The 16350-nt window shown below is 70.8% G+C and carries 10 protein-coding genes; 8 read left to right on the top strand and 2 right to left on the bottom strand.

Annotated features, from left to right (window positions below):
- On the bottom strand, positions 1–2658 hold a 2658-nt coding region (secA, locus tag ACLBXX_RS06070; protein ID WP_447657286.1), incomplete at its 3' end, for a preprotein translocase subunit SecA.
- Positions 2659–2872: 214 nt separating this feature from the next.
- On the opposite strand from secA, the gene ACLBXX_RS06065 reads away from it, so the two are divergent.
- The 8 genes from ACLBXX_RS06065 (at position 2873) to ACLBXX_RS06030 (ending at position 14553) form a co-directional block, all read left to right on the top strand.
- Positions 2873–5260, top strand: a complete 2388-nt coding sequence (locus ACLBXX_RS06065) for a glycoside hydrolase family 5 protein (protein ID WP_447657285.1) — start codon at positions 2873–2875, stop codon at positions 5258–5260.
- A gap of 128 nt (positions 5261–5388) precedes the next feature.
- On the top strand, positions 5389–6318 hold the full coding sequence (locus tag ACLBXX_RS06060) for an efflux RND transporter periplasmic adaptor subunit (RefSeq protein ID WP_447657284.1): 930 nt from the start codon (positions 5389–5391) through the stop codon (positions 6316–6318).
- Entirely contained in the window at positions 6315–7175 is an 861-nt protein-coding gene (locus ACLBXX_RS06055) for an ABC transporter ATP-binding protein (RefSeq protein WP_447657283.1), read from the top strand. Before ACLBXX_RS06060 ends, ACLBXX_RS06055 begins: the two co-directional genes overlap by 4 nt.
- Complete coding sequence (locus tag ACLBXX_RS06050; RefSeq protein ID WP_447657282.1) at positions 7172–8383, top strand: ABC transporter permease; 1212 nt, start codon at positions 7172–7174, stop codon at positions 8381–8383. The genes ACLBXX_RS06055 and ACLBXX_RS06050 overlap by 4 nt, the downstream gene beginning before the upstream one ends.
- Before the next feature lie 40 nt (positions 8384–8423).
- Complete coding sequence (locus tag ACLBXX_RS06045) at positions 8424–9062, top strand: PadR family transcriptional regulator (RefSeq protein WP_447657281.1); 639 nt, start codon at positions 8424–8426, stop codon at positions 9060–9062.
- Positions 9059–9775, top strand: a complete 717-nt coding sequence (locus ACLBXX_RS06040) for an ABC transporter ATP-binding protein (protein WP_447657280.1) — start codon at positions 9059–9061, stop codon at positions 9773–9775. Before ACLBXX_RS06045 ends, ACLBXX_RS06040 begins: the two co-directional genes overlap by 4 nt.
- 98 nt (positions 9776–9873) lie before the next feature.
- Positions 9874–12633, top strand: coding sequence for an FtsX-like permease family protein (locus ACLBXX_RS06035; RefSeq protein WP_447657279.1), 2760 nt, complete (start codon positions 9874–9876; stop codon positions 12631–12633).
- Positions 12634–12753: 120 nt separating this feature from the next.
- Positions 12754–14553 (top strand): DEAD/DEAH box helicase, encoded by a 1800-nt coding sequence (locus ACLBXX_RS06030; protein ID WP_447657290.1) that lies wholly within the window; start codon positions 12754–12756, stop codon positions 14551–14553.
- 47 nt (positions 14554–14600) lie between these two features.
- On the opposite strand, the gene ACLBXX_RS06025 is transcribed toward ACLBXX_RS06030, so the two are convergent.
- Positions 14601–16304, bottom strand: coding sequence for a SulP family inorganic anion transporter (locus ACLBXX_RS06025; protein ID WP_447657278.1), 1704 nt, complete (start codon positions 16302–16304; stop codon positions 14601–14603).
- Between the last annotated feature and the right edge of the window lie 46 nt (positions 16305–16350).

Genomic DNA, 16350 nt, shown 5'->3' with positions numbered 1-16350 from the left:
CGCCGCCTGCTGCACCTGGCCGCGATCGTTGCGCACCTCGACCTCGCCGGCGTCGTTCGACGCCGAGTACTGCAGGCGCTGGGCCTCGACCGGCTGCGCGCCGAGCCCCTTGGCCTCGACCTGGGTGACCTGCTCGGCGCCTGCCTCGCCCTGGCGGCGCACCTCGACCTCGAGGTTGTAGAGGTAGCCGACCGACTCCTCCTTGATCTGCCCCATCATGGCCTGGAACATCTGGTACCCCTCGCGCTGGTACTCGATGAGGGGGTCGCGCTGGGCCATCGCCCGCAGGCCGATGCCGTCCTTGAGGTAGTCCATCTCGTAGAGGTGGTCGCGCCAGCGGCGGTCGAGCACCTGGAGCACCACGCGGCGCTCGAGCTCGCGGGTCGCGGCCTCGCCCAGAGTGCCCTGACGCGTGTCGTAGGCGATCCGGGCATCGGAGAGGATCTCGCGCTTGAGGCCTTCGGCGGTGATGCCGCCCTTGCGGCCGGCGGCCTCGGCCACGACCTCGTCGATGGTCACACCGACCGGGTACAGCGTCTTCAGCTCGGTCCACAGGGCGTCGAAGTCCCAGTTCTCACTGTGACCGGACCCCGTGTGGTCGTCGATGACGGCGTTGATGGCGTCCTCGATGAAGTGCTGGACGCGGTCGGCGATGTCGTCGCCCTGCAGGATGTGACGGCGGTCGGAGTAGATGGCCTCGCGCTGCCGGTTCAGAACGTCGTCGTACTTCAGGACGTTCTTGCGGATCTCGGCGTTGCGCGCCTCGACCTGGCTCTGGGCGGACTTGATGGCACGCGTGACCATGCCCGACTCGATCGCGACATCGTCGGGGAAGTTGGTGCGAGCGATGATCGCCTCGGCGGCGCCCGACTGGAACAGCCGCATGAGGTCGTCGGTCAGCGACAGGTAGAACCGGCTCTCGCCCGGGTCGCCCTGGCGGCCGGAGCGGCCGCGCAGCTGGTTGTCGATGCGGCGCGACTCGTGACGCTCGGTGCCCAGCACGTACAGGCCGCCGGCCTCGACGACCTTGGAGCCCTCCGAGGCCACGCGGTCGCGGGTCGCCTCGTACACGGCGTCCCACTCGGCCTCGTACTCATCGGGGGTCTCGACCGGGTCGAGCCCCTTGGTCTTCATCTCCTGCACCGCGAGGAACTCGGCATTGCCGCCGAGCATGATGTCCGTGCCGCGGCCGGCCATGTTGGTGGCCACCGTCACCGCGCCCAGACGCCCGGCCCGCGCGACGATCTCGGCCTCGCGGGCGTGGTTCTTCGCGTTGAGCACCTCGTGCTTGATGCCCTTCTTGGCCAGCAGGCGCGACAGGTACTCGCTCTTCTCGACGCTCACCGTGCCGACCAGCACCGGCTGGCCGTTCTCGTGGCGCTGGGCGATGTCCTCGACGACCTGCGCGAACTTCGCCGTCTCGTTCTTGTAGACGAGGTCGGGCTGGTCCTTGCGGATCATCGGCTTGTTCGTCGGGATCGGCACGACGCCGAGCTGGTAGGTCGACATGAACTCGGCCGCCTCGGTCTCGGCCGTGCCCGTCATGCCGGCGAGCTTGTCGTACAGGCGGAAGTAGTTCTGCAGCGTGACCGTCGCCAGGGTCTGGTTCTCGGCCTTGACCGGCACGGCCTCCTTGGCCTCGATGGCCTGGTGGATGCCCTCGTTGTAGCGGCGCCCCACGAGGATGCGGCCGGTGTGCTCGTCGACGATCATGACCTCGTCGTTCATCACGACGTAGTCGGTGTCGCGCTTGAAGAGCGCGAGCGCCTTGATCGAGTTGTTGAGGAACGAGATGAGCGGCGTGTTGGCCGACTCGTAGAGGTTGTCGATGCCGAGGTAGTCCTCGACCTTCTCGATGCCGGGCTCGAGCACGCCGATGGTGCGCTTCTTCTCGTCGACCTCGTAGTCGACGCCGGCCTCGAGGGTCTTGGCGATCTTCGCGAACTCGACGAACCAGCGGTTCGCCTCGCCGGAGGACGGGCCGGAGATGATGAGCGGCGTGCGGGCCTCGTCGATGAGGATCGAGTCGACCTCGTCGACGATGGCGTAGAAGTGGCCGCGCTGGACGAGGTCCTCCTTGCGCCAGGCCATGTTGTCGCGCAGGTAGTCGAAGCCGAACTCGTTGTTCGTGCCGTACGTGATGTCGGCGTTGTACTGCTCGCGGCGGACCTCGGGCGTCTGGCCCGCGACGATCGTGCCGGTGGTCATGCCGAGCGCGCGGTAGATGCGGCCCATGAGCTCGGACTGGTACGACGCGAGGAAGTCATTGACCGTGATGACGTGCACGCCCTCGCCGGCGATCGCGTTGAGGTAGACGGGGAATGCGCCGGTGAGCGTCTTGCCCTCACCGGTCTTCATCTCGGCGATGTTGCCGAGGTGCAGCGCCGCGCCGCCCATGAGCTGGACGTCGTAGGCGCGCTGGCCGAGGGTGCGCTTCGCGGCCTCGCGGACGGCCGCGAACGCCTCGGGCATGAGGTGGTCGAGGGTCTCGCCGGCCTGGTAGCGGGCGCGGAGCTCGGCGGTCTCACCGCGGAGCTCTTCGTCGGTGAGGTGCTCGTAGTCCTCTTCCAGCGCGCCGACGGCCTTCACCACCTGCTGGAGCCGCCGGAGGATGCGACCCTCACCGGCGCGAAGCAGTTTCTCGAGGGGGTTGGCCACGGAATGTCTCCATCTTCAGGCTTTCGGGAGCGGCGCAACGGCGCCAGTGCCGCCGGGGTGCATGACCCCAGGCATACCTGCCTATGTTATCCACCCGTGACCTTGGTGTGCGCTGGGTGTGCACTGATCCAAAGGGACGGATGAGAGGATGCTGCTCCCCCCGCGATCCCGAAGCGGGTGGACCCTCGCCCTCTGCAGACACGATGGAGTGTTCATGCGCCGGTTCCGCCGTCCGATCATCGCCGTGGCCACGGCATCCGTTCTCGTCCTCATCCAGGCGATCCTCGATCCCACCGGACTCCTCGCTCTCGTCGGCTGGCCCGGCGGAGCCCTGCAGTGGCAGCTCGGCTGGCCGCTCGCGCCGTACCTGGTGTTCCTTCCGGTGCTGCTCGGCGTCGTCTGGTGGGCCGCCGCCCGCGCCGGCGAGCGGTTCTGGACCATGTTCGCGGGCGTCGTGCTGGCGGTGCTGCTCGCGCACGCGGCCGCGTGCTTCGCGATGACGACGGATGCTGGGCTCTCGGCGTGGGCCGCAGGCTACGTGACGGCGAAGGCCCTGCCGGCGGCCGCGATCATCGCTGCCGTGACCCGCTGGGCCGGCGGCAGGTCGACCCGCCCGGTGTTCGACCGCGGAGCGGTGTGGCCCGCCGCGGTGGCGTTCGGCGTGATCGCGCCCCTCGCCGCGGGATCGTGGTGGACCGGCGCGGCCTCCGCGGAGCTGATCCCGTCGGCGCGCCCCGAGCGCGGCTTCCTGTCGGTTGTCGTGGCCGTCGGCCTGATGATCGCCTCCGCCTGGGTGTGCGTGCGATGGATGCGCCGGCGCGTGCCGGGCTTCCTCGGGACGTGGCTCGGGGTCCTCGCCGCGGGCGCGCTGTTCGGACTCGTGCAGTCGGCCGTCGGGGTGGTGGTCGACGACGGGTTCCGCGGCGACCTCTGGCCGCTCATGGCCGCCTACGTGCACGTCGCCGACGGCCTGTCTTTCGCCGCGTGCCTCGGCTGGGTCCCGGCACTGGCCGCCCTCGTCGCCGATCGCCTGCGCGAACGGCGCACCATGGCGCGCGTGACGGATGCCGAGGCCGGTGCCGACGCGATCGAGCCGGCGCCGGCGCGCCGTCCCGTCGCCGTGGCGGTGGTCGCCGCGGTCGCGGTGGCGCTCGTGATCACCCCGGTCGCGGTGGCGGCCGGTGCCGACGACGCGGCGGCGGAGGCGGCATCCGTCCCCGCGGGATTCCTGCGCGCAGACGGCGATCGCATCACGGACGGCGAGGGGCACGAGGTGCTGCTGCGGGGGGCGAACGTCAACCAGCTCGTCGACTTCTACCAGCCGCAGGACGACGTGCCCGCGACGCGGCCGCTGACCGAGGCGGACTTCGAGGGCATGGCCTCGTACGGCTTCAACGCCGTGCGACTGGGGATCTCGTGGTCGGCGCTGGAGCCTCGGGAGGGCGAGCTCGACGCGGCGTATCTGGCGCAGGTCGACGACGCGGTCGCCTGGGCGAAGGCGAACGGCATCCGCACCGTCATCGACCTCCACCAGGACGGCTGGTCGAACGCGCCGACGGCTCCCGGCACCGAGTGCCGGCCGGGCACCGACCCCATGTGGGGCTACGACGGCGCGCCCGGCTGGGCGACGATCTTCGACGGCACGCCGCGCTGCGCGTTCACCGGGCGCGACATCTCCCCCGCCGGCGACCGCGCGTTCGAGCACTTCTGGTTCGACACCGACGGCGTCCAGACGGCGCTCGTGCGCACGTGGGGAGAACTGGCGGCGCGGTACGCGGACGAGCCCGCCGTCGCCGGGTTCGACCTCATGAACGAACCGGGCTTCGGGCAGACGGCGCCGGTGACGACGTCGCTGCTGCTCGGCCGCTACTACGACCGCGCGATCCACGCGATCCGCGAGGCGGGGGCGCCGCAGATCGTGTTCATCGAGCCGAGCATCCTGTGGTCCGGCCTCGGCTTCGACAGCGGCCCGTCGCTCGGGTTCACCGACGACGCGAACATCGTCTTCTCGCCCCACCTGTACGCCGAGTCGATCACGATGGACCGCTCGCTCGGCATCCCGTCGATCGTCACCATGGAGCGGCAGTTCGACCTCGCCCGCCGCGTGGCCGACGAGTACGGCATTCCGCTGTGGTCGGGAGAATACGGCTATTGGGGCGAGCCGGAGGACGTGAACGCGCGCATGCAGCGCTACGCCGAGGCCGAGGATGCCCACCTGCTCGGCAGCGCCTACTGGGTGTGGAAGCAGGCGTGCGGCGACCCGCAGAACGGCATCGGGCCGATCGGGCTCGCACTCGTTCCGCAGGACTGTGCGACCGGCGAGGACGCACCCGGCAACGAGGTGCTCCTCGGCGAACTCAGCAGGGCGTACCCGCGCGCCGCGCCGGGCGCACTCGTCTCGCTCGAGGCGGACGGCGCGCGGTTCGCGCTCGCGGGCGCGGTCGACGAGCCCACGTGCGGGCTCGACGTCTGGATCCCGGGCGCCGCTGAGCCGAAGGTGCAGACGGAGGGACTGACGAAGGTGCGGCTCGCAGCGCAGGACGGCGGCTGGACGATGACCGCGTGCGCCGAGGGCGGTGAGTACTCCGCGTCTGCCGGCTGATCCGCGTCGCCTGGGCCGACGTCGCGCGGCCAGCGGCGACACGCGGGGGCGCAGCATCCGTCATGCATTCCCGGTATGCATATACTCGGTGACTACATACTGGGTATACCCCGACGGAGAGGTGCGACATGGTGGTCTGGCGTCGATGGATCTTCCCGATCCTGCTGGTGCTCGCGCTGGGGGCCGCGGCCCTCGCCCTGGTGAAGATCGCGTTCTTCCCCGACACCGCGCCCACCGCCGCGCTGCAGCCGTCCGCGCAGATCGCCGATCCCGTCGTCGCCGTCGAGCGCGCCGAGGTCGCCAATGCACTGAGCCTCCCGGGGACGATCGCGAGGGATGCGGCCTATCCCCTCCGCTCCGAGATCGACGGCACCGTCACCGCCGTGCACGTCGGCGAGGGCCAGGCGGTCGCGGCCGGGCAGAAGCTCTTCACGATCAAACAGGCCGACCCGGTCAAGAACATCGACGTGCTGGCGCCCGAAGCCGGCGACATCACGGAGCTCGCCGTCGTGAAGGGGCAGCCGGCGTCGATCGGCGCGGAGCTCGCTCAGCTGACGCCGGCGCGCTACCACGTGCGGGCGACCGTCGAGCCGGTGCAGCTCTACCGTCTGCAGGGTGCACCGACGGAAGGCTCGGTCACGATCCAGGGCGGCCCGGCGCCGTTCACGTGCACCGGCCTCAAGGTCGAGGTCGCCGAGGACGGCACCACGTCGGTCACCTGCGCGGTGCCCGCCGACCAGGTCGTGTTCGCGGGCCTCCAGGCCCAGCTCGACATCGACCTCGGCACGGTCAGCGATGTGCTCGTCGTGCCGACGACCGCCGTCAAGGGCGGCGCGGGCTCGGGCGTCGTCTGGATCGACGGCGGCGACGGCGAGCTCGAGGAGCGCACCATCGCGCTCGGAGTCAGCGACGGCACGATCGTCGAGGTGACCAGCGGTGTCGAGGAGGGCGAGCAGGTGCGCCAGTACGTGCCCGGCGTCGCCGCGGCCGACGAGCCGGTCTGCTACGACGACGGCATGGGCGGCGAGTACTGCGAGCCCGCGGGGTGGAACTGGTGACCCTCGTCCGGCTGGAGGGCGTGGCCAAGCACGTGCTGCTGCCCGACGACACGCGCCTCGACATCCTGCGCAGCGTCGACCTCGCCGTCGCGGCGGGCGACCACGTCGCCATCGTCGGTCGCAGCGGGTCGGGCAAGTCGACGCTCCTGAACCTGCTCGGCATGCTCGACTCCCCCTCGGAGGGGGCCGTCTGGTTCCACGGCGAGCCGGTGCGGAAGATGCGCCGCGGCAAGCTCGATCGCTTGCGCGGTCGCAACGTCGGCTTCGTGTTCCAGCAGTTCAACCTGCTGGCGGGGCGCACGGCCCTCGAGAACGTCGAGATGCCGCTCGGGTACGCCTCCGGCCGCGCCTTCTGGACCCGGCGGGCGGCAGCGACCCGCATGCTGGAGCGCGTCGGGCTCGGGCACCGCCTCGAGTCGACACCCGAGCAGTTGTCGGGCGGCGAGCAGCAGCGTGTCGCGATCGCGCGCGCCCTGGTGCGCCGGCCCGCGCTGATCCTGGCCGACGAGCCCACCGGTGCACTCGACGTCGAGACGGGCGGCAGCGTCATGGAGCTGCTCGACGACATCGCCTCCGAGGCCGACGCCGCGCTCGTCACGATCACCCACGACCTCCACGTCGCCGCGCGCGCCCGTCGCCATTACCGTCTCGAGGCGGGCGTGCTCACGGAGTTCGATCTCAGCGCGACCGCGGCCGCCGGCGAGACCGCCGGCGCACCCGAGCTCGCTGAGAGCGTGGACGAACCCGCCGCCGGGGGCGGAGCCCTCGCCGACGCCCGAGCAGACACGGAGGACGCAGCATCCGTCCGTCCCTCATCCCGGGACGAACGCGCCGAGCCGGCGGAGGTGGCCTCGTGAGCGGGCTCGTCGGGGCGCTGGGCGAGGCGTGGTCGGAGCTGCGCCACCACAAGCTGCGGGTGCTGCTGAGCCTCATCGGCATCGCGGTGTCGGTCGGCGCCCTCACCGCGGTGGTGGCGCTCAGCGAGTATCAGCAGCAGCAGATGGAGGAGCAGTCCGACCAGAGCGGCGGACGGCCCGCGACAGTGTCGATCTCGGTGTCGCGCACCGACGGCGCCCCGATGGACTGGGAGGCGTTCGACGCCCACGTCGCCCAGGTGTCGGAGCGGTACTCCTTCGACTACCTCACGCGCATCGTCGACCCGGTGCCGCTGCAGGTGCAGACGCCGGAGCAGGTGCGCCCCGTCAACGCGCGGCTCGTCGACCCGGCGTACCCGGTCATCCACCGCACTCCCCTGCTCGAGGGGCGCTGGTTCCAGGAGGCGGACGCCGAGCTGCTCGCGCCTCCCGTGGTCATCAGCGAGGCGCTGTGGGACGTCTACGGACGCCCCGACCTCGGCGCGGGCTTCACCCTGCGCACGACGGGCGACACGGCGGGCGCGTACCCCGTGATCGGCGTGACGCCGCGGCAGTACAACGGCGACGAGGAGAAGCGCATCACCATGATGTTCGACTCCTACGCGGCGCGGCTCGACGCGCTGCCGGCCGACGTGATGGTCATGTACGAGGTGTGGGTGCCCGAGGACGGCGTCGCCGAGCTCGGCCCGGTGCTCGCGGCCGACCTGCGGGCGGGGCTCGACGACAGCACCGAGGTCTCGGTCACGCGCACCGACTGGGCGTCGCGGCCCGATGCGCAGAGCTCGATGGCGGTGTTCGAGCTCATCACCGGCGGCATCGCGGCCCTCGTGCTGCTGCTCGGCGGGCTCGGGCTCGTGAACATCCAGCTCGTCGCGATGCGCCAGCGCATCCGCGAGATCGGCGTGCGCCGCAGCTTCGGCGCGACGCAGGGCCGCATCTTCACGTCGGTGCTGCTCGAGAGCGTCGTTGCGACGGCGGTGGCGGGTGTCATCGGCATCGCGATCGCGGTGGCCGTGCTCAAGGCGCCGTTCGTCATGGACATGTTCTCCGCGATGCAGGACATCCCGCCCTTCCCGGTGCGCGCCGCCGTCACCGGGCTCGTCGCCGCCGTCGCGATCGGCGCGCTGGCCGGCTTCATCCCGGCGCTCATGGCGGTGCGTTCCAACGTCATCGACGCACTGCGCTTCTAGCTGTTCAGGGCTTCTGCCCCTCCACCCGAAGGAGAACCCCATGTCCGTTCGTCAGAGTCTGCTCGCGATCCTCGATCAGGGCCCGTGCTACGGCTACCAGCTGCGCGCCGAGTTCGACCGGCGCACCGGATCGACCTGGCCGCTCAACGTGGGCCAGATCTACAACACGCTCGACCGCCTCGAACGCGACGGACTCGTCGAGAAGGGCGACGTCGACGAGCACGGTCACGTCTACTGGGAGATCACGGATGCCGGAGCCGCCGAGGTGCGCGACTGGCTGGCCTCCCCGGTGCAGCGCGCGCAGGGCACCCGCGACGAACTCGCGATCAAGCTCGCGGTCGCCGCGACCCTGCCGGGAGTGGACGTGGCGGACATCATCCAGACACAGCGCCGCTCGTCGCTCGCGCAGCTGCAGGAGCTGAACCGGGCGAAGTACGCCGGGGCGAACCCCGACGGACCGGAGGAGCTCGCGTGGTCGCTCGTCGTCGACTCCATGATCTTCTCGGCCGAAGCAGAGGTGCGCTGGCTCGACCACTCCGAACAGCGCCTGGCGCTGCACCCGCATCGTGCCATGGCGCTCGAGCTCTCGACCGACAAGCCCAAGCGCGGGCGTCCGGCCCTTCGACAGGCTCAGGGACCCGTCGCTGAGCCTGTCGAAGCGCCCGGGAAGGCACGATGACCGACACCGTGCTGCGTCTCATCGGTGTGACGCAGCAGTACGGCACCGGTGCGACGGCCGTCTCGGCGCTGTCGGGCGTCGACTTCGACGTGAGTCAGGGCGAGCTGGTCGCGGTGATGGGACCGTCGGGCTCGGGCAAGTCGACCCTGCTGTCGATCGCCGGCGGTCTGGCGATCCCGACATCCGGCGAGGTGGTCGTCGAGGGGCAGTACCTCAGCGAGCAGACGCCCGCACGGCTCGCGCGCCTCCGGCGGCGTTCGCTCGGTTTCGTGTTCCAGGACTTCAATCTCATCCCGACGCTCACCGCGCTCGAGAACGTCACGCTGCCGCTCGAGCTCGACGGCTTCCGGTCCCGGGTCGCACGACGCGCCGGACGTGACGCGCTCTCCTCGGTCGGCCTTGAGGACAAGGCCGGCTACTACCCCGACGATCTGTCGGGCGGCCAGCAGCAGCGCGTGGCGATCGCCCGCGCCGTCGTCGGCGGGCGCCGGCTGATCCTCGCCGACGAGCCGACCGGCGCGCTGGACTCGGTGACGGGCGAGATGGTGCTGAAGATGCTGCGCACGCGAGTGGATGCCGGAGCCGCAGGCATCCTCGTCACCCACGAGGCACGCCACGCCGCGTTCGCCGACCGCATCGTGTTCCTCCGCGACGGCCGCATCGTCGACGAGTCGCGGCGCGCGGGCGCGGACTCGCTGCTGCAGGCACGATGACCAGCACCCTCGGGCGGCGCGTTGAGACGTCGCCTTCCGCCTCTCCGCGCAGCCGCGGTCCGATGTCGCGGACGGCCCGCTGGAGGGTCGCCGTCCGGATGTCACACCGGCAGCTGCGACGCGCATGGGTGTCGAGCCTGCTCGTGACGACGCTGGTGGCGCTTCCCATCGCGGGGATGACGGGATTCCTCGTCTTCACCGCGAGCGCGATCGCGACCCCCGAGGAGCGCACGGCGGCCGAACTCGGCGACATGGAGGCATGGATCGCCCCGTCCGGCGTCCCCGGCGAGGGGTTCTGGCAGGTGCCCACCGAGCCCGAGTGGAACGGGTACCCGATCGACGCGGACGGGGTCATGACGATGCCGGACGGCGAGCCGCTGGACGATCCGACCGGGCTGCTGGCGGCCGGCACCGAGGTCCTCCCCGTCTCGAGGGGCATGGTGTCGGTCGCCACCGATGACGGATCCGTTGTCCTCCCGGCGTGGGCCGGGAGGACGTGGGATCCGCGCTTCGGGGAGGCGTTCGTCCTGGTGGCGGGCGATCGCCCGGTGACGGCTCGCGAGGCGATGGTCACCACCGCCGCGTTGGAACGGCTCGGACTCGAGATCGGCGATGCGCTCCGGCTGTCGGACGGTCCGGCCTTCACGGTGACCGGCACGCTCGACGCCGCAATCATCGCCGACGGCGTCGCCGCCGTCTTCCTTCCCGAGCACGCACGAGGAGCCGTCGGAGGCACCCAGAAGTGGTACCTCCCGGAGCTCGGGCTCTCGTGGGCGGACGTGCAGCGGCTCAATGACGACGGCGGTGTCGTCGCCTATTCGCGCAGCGTGGCGCTCGATCCGCCCGAGTTCTCGAACCGCTACTACTCGTCCGCCTCGACCGACCGGTGGGCGAAGATGTGGCCGCTCGTCCTCATGCTGTCGGTCGCGGCGCTGTTCGCGGGCTATGTGGTGGTGATGCTCGCCGGCGCCGCCTTCGCCGTCGCGGCGCGCCGTCAGCAGCGCGCGCTCGCGGTCGCCGCGAGTGTCGGGGCGGACCGCCGGGATCTGTCGCGCGTGGTGCTGCTGCAGGGGACCGCACTCGGTCTCGTCGGCGGGGTGGTCGGAATCGCCGGCGGGATCGGCATCGCCGCGCTCGTGATCGCTCTGGGTGCCGGCGGCACGACGATGTTCTGGGGTTTCCACGTGCCGTGGGAGCTCATCGCCGCCGTGCTCGTCTTCGCCGTGATCGTCGGCACCGTGTCGGCCTGGATGCCGGCCCGCACCGTCGGTCGCACCGATGCGATCCGCGCACTGCGCGGTGCGCGCCGCCCGCAGAGACCTGTCGTCGCGCGTCCCATCTGGGGGTCGGTGCTGATCGTGAGCGGGGTGGCGATCACCCTGCTGTGCGCGTTCGCGGTCGCCGCCATCAACGCCACGAACTTCTTCGGCTACGACTCGCTCATGCGCTACCTGCCCGCCTACGGCATCGTGGTCGGGCCGATCGTCGCGCAGTTCGGCATCCTCCTGTCTGGTCGGTGGCTGCTGTGGACGGCCTCGCGCGGCCTCTCCCGCGCCGGCATGGCGGCGAAGCTCGCCTCGAGGGACGCGGCCGCCAACGCCTCACGGACCGTTCCGGCGTTCGCCGCCATCGCCGCGACGGTGTTCATCGGCGTCTTCGCGCTCTCCCAGTCCTCGATGCAGACGGCCCAGACCGCCCGGCTGTGGTACTACGACGCGCCGCCGGGGAGCATCGCCATCCCGATCTGGCCGGGTTCCTCGTCGTCCGGCGTGCTCCACGCCGAAGACGCAGAGGCCGGCACAGCCGCCGCCCTCCAGATCGCACACGACGCGGGCGCAGACCGGGCGGCCGTGGTGTCCCGCCAGTTGAACACCGTCTGGGAGTACCCGTCCGCCGACGCGGTGCCCGACGACGTGACCTTCACGATCGCGCTTCTCGGCGATCAGCACCTGCTGGACCCCGAGGTGCAGGACTCCTACACCTCGTTCGGCCAGGACCCGAGCAACCCGATCTCCGTCGTGGCAGCCGAGGACGTGGCGGTGGTGATGGGAGTGGACCTGACGGCATCCGACCTTGCCGCATACCGGGACGGCGCCGCGCTCGTCGCCGACGATCGGTTCGTCTCGGGCGGGGCGATCGACGTCGCGACGTTCGCGGGCAGCGACGTCTACGAGGGACGTGTCCCCGACAACATCTGGGAGCGCCGGCCGGACGCTCCCCGGGTCGCCGAACCGCAGCGCACCGAGCGGCTGGAGGCGATCGTCGTGGATGCCCCGTTGCAGCCGGTGGCGATCGCCGTCGCGCCGAGCACCGGTGAGCGCCTGGACATGGCGCTGATGCCGGACCGCGCCGCCGCGATGCCCCCCGCCCCGCCGACGTGGGCGGAGCGGGACCGCATGCAGGCGCAGGCGGAGCTCCTGAGCGGCGCCTCCTTCACGCTCGCGCCGGGCGTCGAGGAAGGCCCCCCGAGCGATGCGGCGTGGATGGTGCCCCTCCTCGCCGCGGTGGCCGTCCTCGTGCTCGGCGCGAGCGCGGTCGCCCTGGGCCTTGCGCGCTTCGAGCGCCGACCCGACGACGCGACCATCGCCGCCGTCGGCGGCACGAGGTCGCTCCGACGCGGGATCGGCTTCTGGCAGGGCCTCATCATCGCCGGCCTCGGCACGCTCGCCGGAGCGGCCGTCGGGGTGCTCCCGCCGATCGGCTTCTCGATCCAGTCCGGAGGCGCTCAGCAGGTCTCGGACATCCCGTGGTGGCTCATCGCCGCGCTGGTCGTCGTGCTGCCCTCGGCGATCGCCGTGACCAACTGGCTAGTGCCGCCGCGGAACCCCGATCTGACCCGCCGCACCGCCATCACCTGACATCTGCGACGTGCGCGGGGAGGCGGCATCCTGTCGCCTCACAGGCGGGCCGCGCTACGGTTGACTGTGCACACGAACGCCGACCAGATCGAAGCCGAGGCTCAGACCGAGCCCGCAGCGATGACCTTCTCCGACCTCGGGCTGAGCCAGCCCGTCCTCAAGGCACTCAAGGACATCGGCTACGAGACCCCCTCGGCGATCCAGGCGGCGACCATTCCGACGCTGCTCGGCGGCCGCGACGTCGTGGGCATGGCGCAGACCGGAACCGGCAAGACGGCCGCGTTCGCACTGCCGATCATCGACCGCCTCGACCTCGGTCAGAAGACCCCGCAGGCGCTCGTGCTCGCCCCGACGCGCGAGCTCGCCCTGCAGGTGTGCGAGGCGTTCGAGAAGTACTCGGCTCACATGAAGGATGTGCACGTCCTTCCTGTCTACGGCGGACAGGGCTACGGCGTTCAGCTCTCGGCCCTCCGACGCGGCGTGCACATCGTCGTCGGAACCCCCGGCCGCATCATCGACCACCTCGAGAAGGGCACGCTCGACCTCTCGGCGCTGCAGTACCTCGTGCTGGACGAGGCCGACGAGATGCTGAAGATGGGCTTCGCCGAGGACGTCGAGACGATCCTCGCCGAAACCCCCGAGACCAAGCAGGTCGCCCTCTTCTCGGCGACCATGCCGGCCACGATCCGCCGCATGTCGAAGCAGTACCTGCACGACCCGGAAGAGATCACGGTCAAGGCGAAGACGCAGACCTCGGCCAACATCTCGCAGCGCTACCTCATCAGCGCCTGGCAGCAGAAGATGGACGCGCTCACCCGCATCCTCGAGGTCGAGAACTTCGACGGCATGATCGTGTTCGGCCGCACCCGCAGCGTCACCGAAGAGATCGCCGAGAAGCTCCGCGCCCGCGGCTACTCGGCTGCCGCCATCAACGGCGACATCGCCCAGCCGCAGCGCGAGAAGACGGTCAACCAGCTGAAGTCGGGCAAGCTCGACATCCTGGTGGCGACCGATGTCGCCGCGCGCGGCCTCGACGTCGAGCGCGTGTCGCACGTGGTCAACTACGACATCCCGACGGATGCCGAGTCCTACGTCCACCGCATCGGCCGCACCGGCCGTGCCGGGCGTTCGGGCGACGCCATCAGCTTCGTCACGCCCCGTGAGCGCGGGCTCGTGAAGATGATCGAGCGCGCGACGCGTCAGGAGCTTACGGAGATGGCGCTGCCGAGCGTCGACGAGGTCAACGTGACCCGCCTGTCGCGCTTCGACGACCGCATCACCGCGGCCCTCGACGAGAGCTCTCGCATCGAGGCGTTCCGCGACATCATCGCCCACTACGTGCGCAACCACGACGTGCCCGAGGTCGACGTGGCCGCCGCCCTCGCTGTGGTCGCGCAGGGCGAGACGCCCCTGCTCCTCGAGCCCGACCCCGAGCCCGCTCCGCGGCGCGAGCGGACGGAGCGGACCGACCGCGGCGACCGTCCCGCGTACGGCGACCGGCCCGAGCGCGGCGAGCGCCGCACGCCCCGCGAGGGCTTCGCGACCTACCGCATCAACGTCGGCAAGCGTCAGCGCGTCGAGCCGCGTCAGATCGTCGGCGCGCTCGCGAACGAGGGCGGCCTGCGTCGCGACGACTTCGGCGCGATCAAGATCATGCCCGACTTCTCGCTCGTCGAGCTGCCGGCGAACCTCCCCGCCGGCGCCCTGGACCGCCTCGCTGACACGCGCATCTCGGGTCAGCTCATCGAGCTGCGTCCCGACACCGGGCGTCCGCAGCGACGCAAGGACGCCACGGGCGGGTCGTACCGCGACAGCCGCGGCTCCGGCGATCGCGGCTCCTACCGCGACTCGGGCTCGCACGGCTCGTACGGCGACGACCGCCCGGCACGCAAGCCTCGCCACAAGCGCAGCGACGGCTGACCCGGCGGCTCCGCCGGGCCGCAGCATCCATCGTCCCCGTCTGCCGGTCAGGCGGGCGAGCCGGTGGTGCCCTGCTGTGCGGGGAAGGCCCGCACCGCCTCGTCGAGGTCGTTGTAGATGCGGTCGGCGGGGATGCGCTTCGCCATGCCGTACGCCGTGAACTCCTCGAGCACCGCTGTCTCGGGACGCGCGAGCACGAGCTGGACGCTGCGGGCGTCGAGCCAGTCCACGAGGCCCGAGAACGCCTCGCCGGCGGAGTAGTCGATGTCGGAGATGCCGGCGCAGTCGAGCACGAGCCACTTGACCGGATCGGGCGCATTCTGCACGACCTGCTGCACGTCGTCGACGAACCGCGACGCGTTCGCGTAGAAGAGGTCGGCGTCGTACCGGAACACCACGAGTCCCGGTGCCGTCTGCTCGCCGGCGGCCGCCGTCGTGTACTCGTACCCGTCCTTGCCCCGCACGCCGAGCACGAAGTCGCGCGGGCGGTACTGGCGGCGCACGACATCGAGCAGGGACAGCGCGAGCGCGAGGATCACACCAGCGCCGACACCGACGATGAACACCGTGAGCGCGGTCGCGAGCGCGATGAAGAACTCGCCTCGACGCACGCGCGACACGCGCACGAGGCCGCGGATGTCGATCAGCTCGAGGCCGATCACGAAGACCACGCCGCCGAGCACCGCCTTCGGAAGGTCGGTGAGCAGGTTCGTGAGGAACAGCAGCACGATGAGCGTGACCGCCACGACGGTGAGGTTGGCGACCTGCGTGCGACCCTTCTGCCCGTCGAGGATCTGCGTCTTGGTGGGCGATCCGTTGACGACGAACGTGCCGCTGAAGCCGGCGGCGAGATTGGATGCCGCGAGCCCGACGATGTCGCGATTCACATCCGCGCGGTCACCGTGCTTGGCAGCGAAGCTCCGCGAGGTCGCCGCGCTCTGGGCGATGATGATGATGAAGCACGCGAACGCCGTGGAGAGCACTGCGGGCACGTCGCCCCAGGAGACCCCTGCGGGGAAGCCGATCGGCGGGAATCCGCCCTGGATCGCGCCGATGACCTCGACGCCGTAGCTGGACGCGTTCGTGAACGTGGCAAGGATGAGCAGGCCCACCACGGCGATGATCGCGCCGGGCACCTTCGGCAGGAAGATCTTGAAAACGAAGATGATGCCGATGGTCGCCGCGCCGTAGGCGAGCGTCGGCCACGACAGCTGGCCGAGCTCCGAGATCCACGCCCACTGCTGCTGGAACCAGTTGCCCGATCCCTTCGGCACGCCGAGGATGTCGGGGATCTGACTCGTCGCCACCTGGATGCCGACACCGGTGAGGAATCCGATGAGCACCGAGGCCGACAGGAAGTCGCCGATGAAGCCGAGCCTCAGCACTCGGGCGAGGATGAGCAGCAGGCCGCAGACCAGGGCCGTCAACCCGCACAGCGCCACCCATTGAGGCGAGCCCGGATTGAGCCCGGCGATGCCGGCGGTCAGCAGGCCTCCCGCCATGATCGCCGCCGTCGCCGAGTCGCCGCCGACCACGAGCAGCTTGGAGGCGCCCAGCAGCGCGAAGGCGAGCAGCGGCAGCAGGATCGTGTACAGGCCGGTGACGATCGGGGTCTGCGCGATGGAGGTGTACCCCATCACCTCCGGGATCGCCACGGCGGCGAGCGTCACTCCCGCGATGACGTCGCGGGGAAGCCACGACATCTTGTAACCGCGCAGCGAGACCGGAACGAGGAATTTGGGCAGGGCCATCTGGACTCCCTTGGCGAGGATCGCGCCGGCCCCTCCGCGTCGGCGA

It is taken from the genome of Microbacterium sp. C23T, from assembly GCF_053345975.1.
Note: the sequence above shows the minus strand (reverse complement) of the source record. Positions and strands in the feature narration are given on the sequence as shown.

Excerpts from the sequence above, each read along its gene's own strand:
- ACLBXX_RS06060 (WP_447657284.1), top strand. The coding sequence starts at position 5,389 with ATGGTGGTCTGGCGTCGATGGATCTTCCCGATCCTGCTGGTGCTCGCG.
- ACLBXX_RS06025 (WP_447657278.1), bottom strand. The coding sequence starts at position 16,304 with ATGGCCCTGCCCAAATTCCTCGTTCCGGTCTCGCTGCGCGGTTACAAG.
- ACLBXX_RS06035 (WP_447657279.1), top strand. The coding sequence starts at position 9,874 with ATGTCACACCGGCAGCTGCGACGCGCATGGGTGTCGAGCCTGCTCGTG.
- ACLBXX_RS06065 (WP_447657285.1), top strand. The coding sequence starts at position 2,873 with ATGCGCCGGTTCCGCCGTCCGATCATCGCCGTGGCCACGGCATCCGTT.
- ACLBXX_RS06040 (WP_447657280.1), top strand. The coding sequence starts at position 9,059 with ATGACCGACACCGTGCTGCGTCTCATCGGTGTGACGCAGCAGTACGGC.
- ACLBXX_RS06030 (WP_447657290.1), top strand. The coding sequence starts at position 12,754 with ATGACCTTCTCCGACCTCGGGCTGAGCCAGCCCGTCCTCAAGGCACTC.
- ACLBXX_RS06045 (WP_447657281.1), top strand. The coding sequence starts at position 8,424 with ATGTCCGTTCGTCAGAGTCTGCTCGCGATCCTCGATCAGGGCCCGTGC.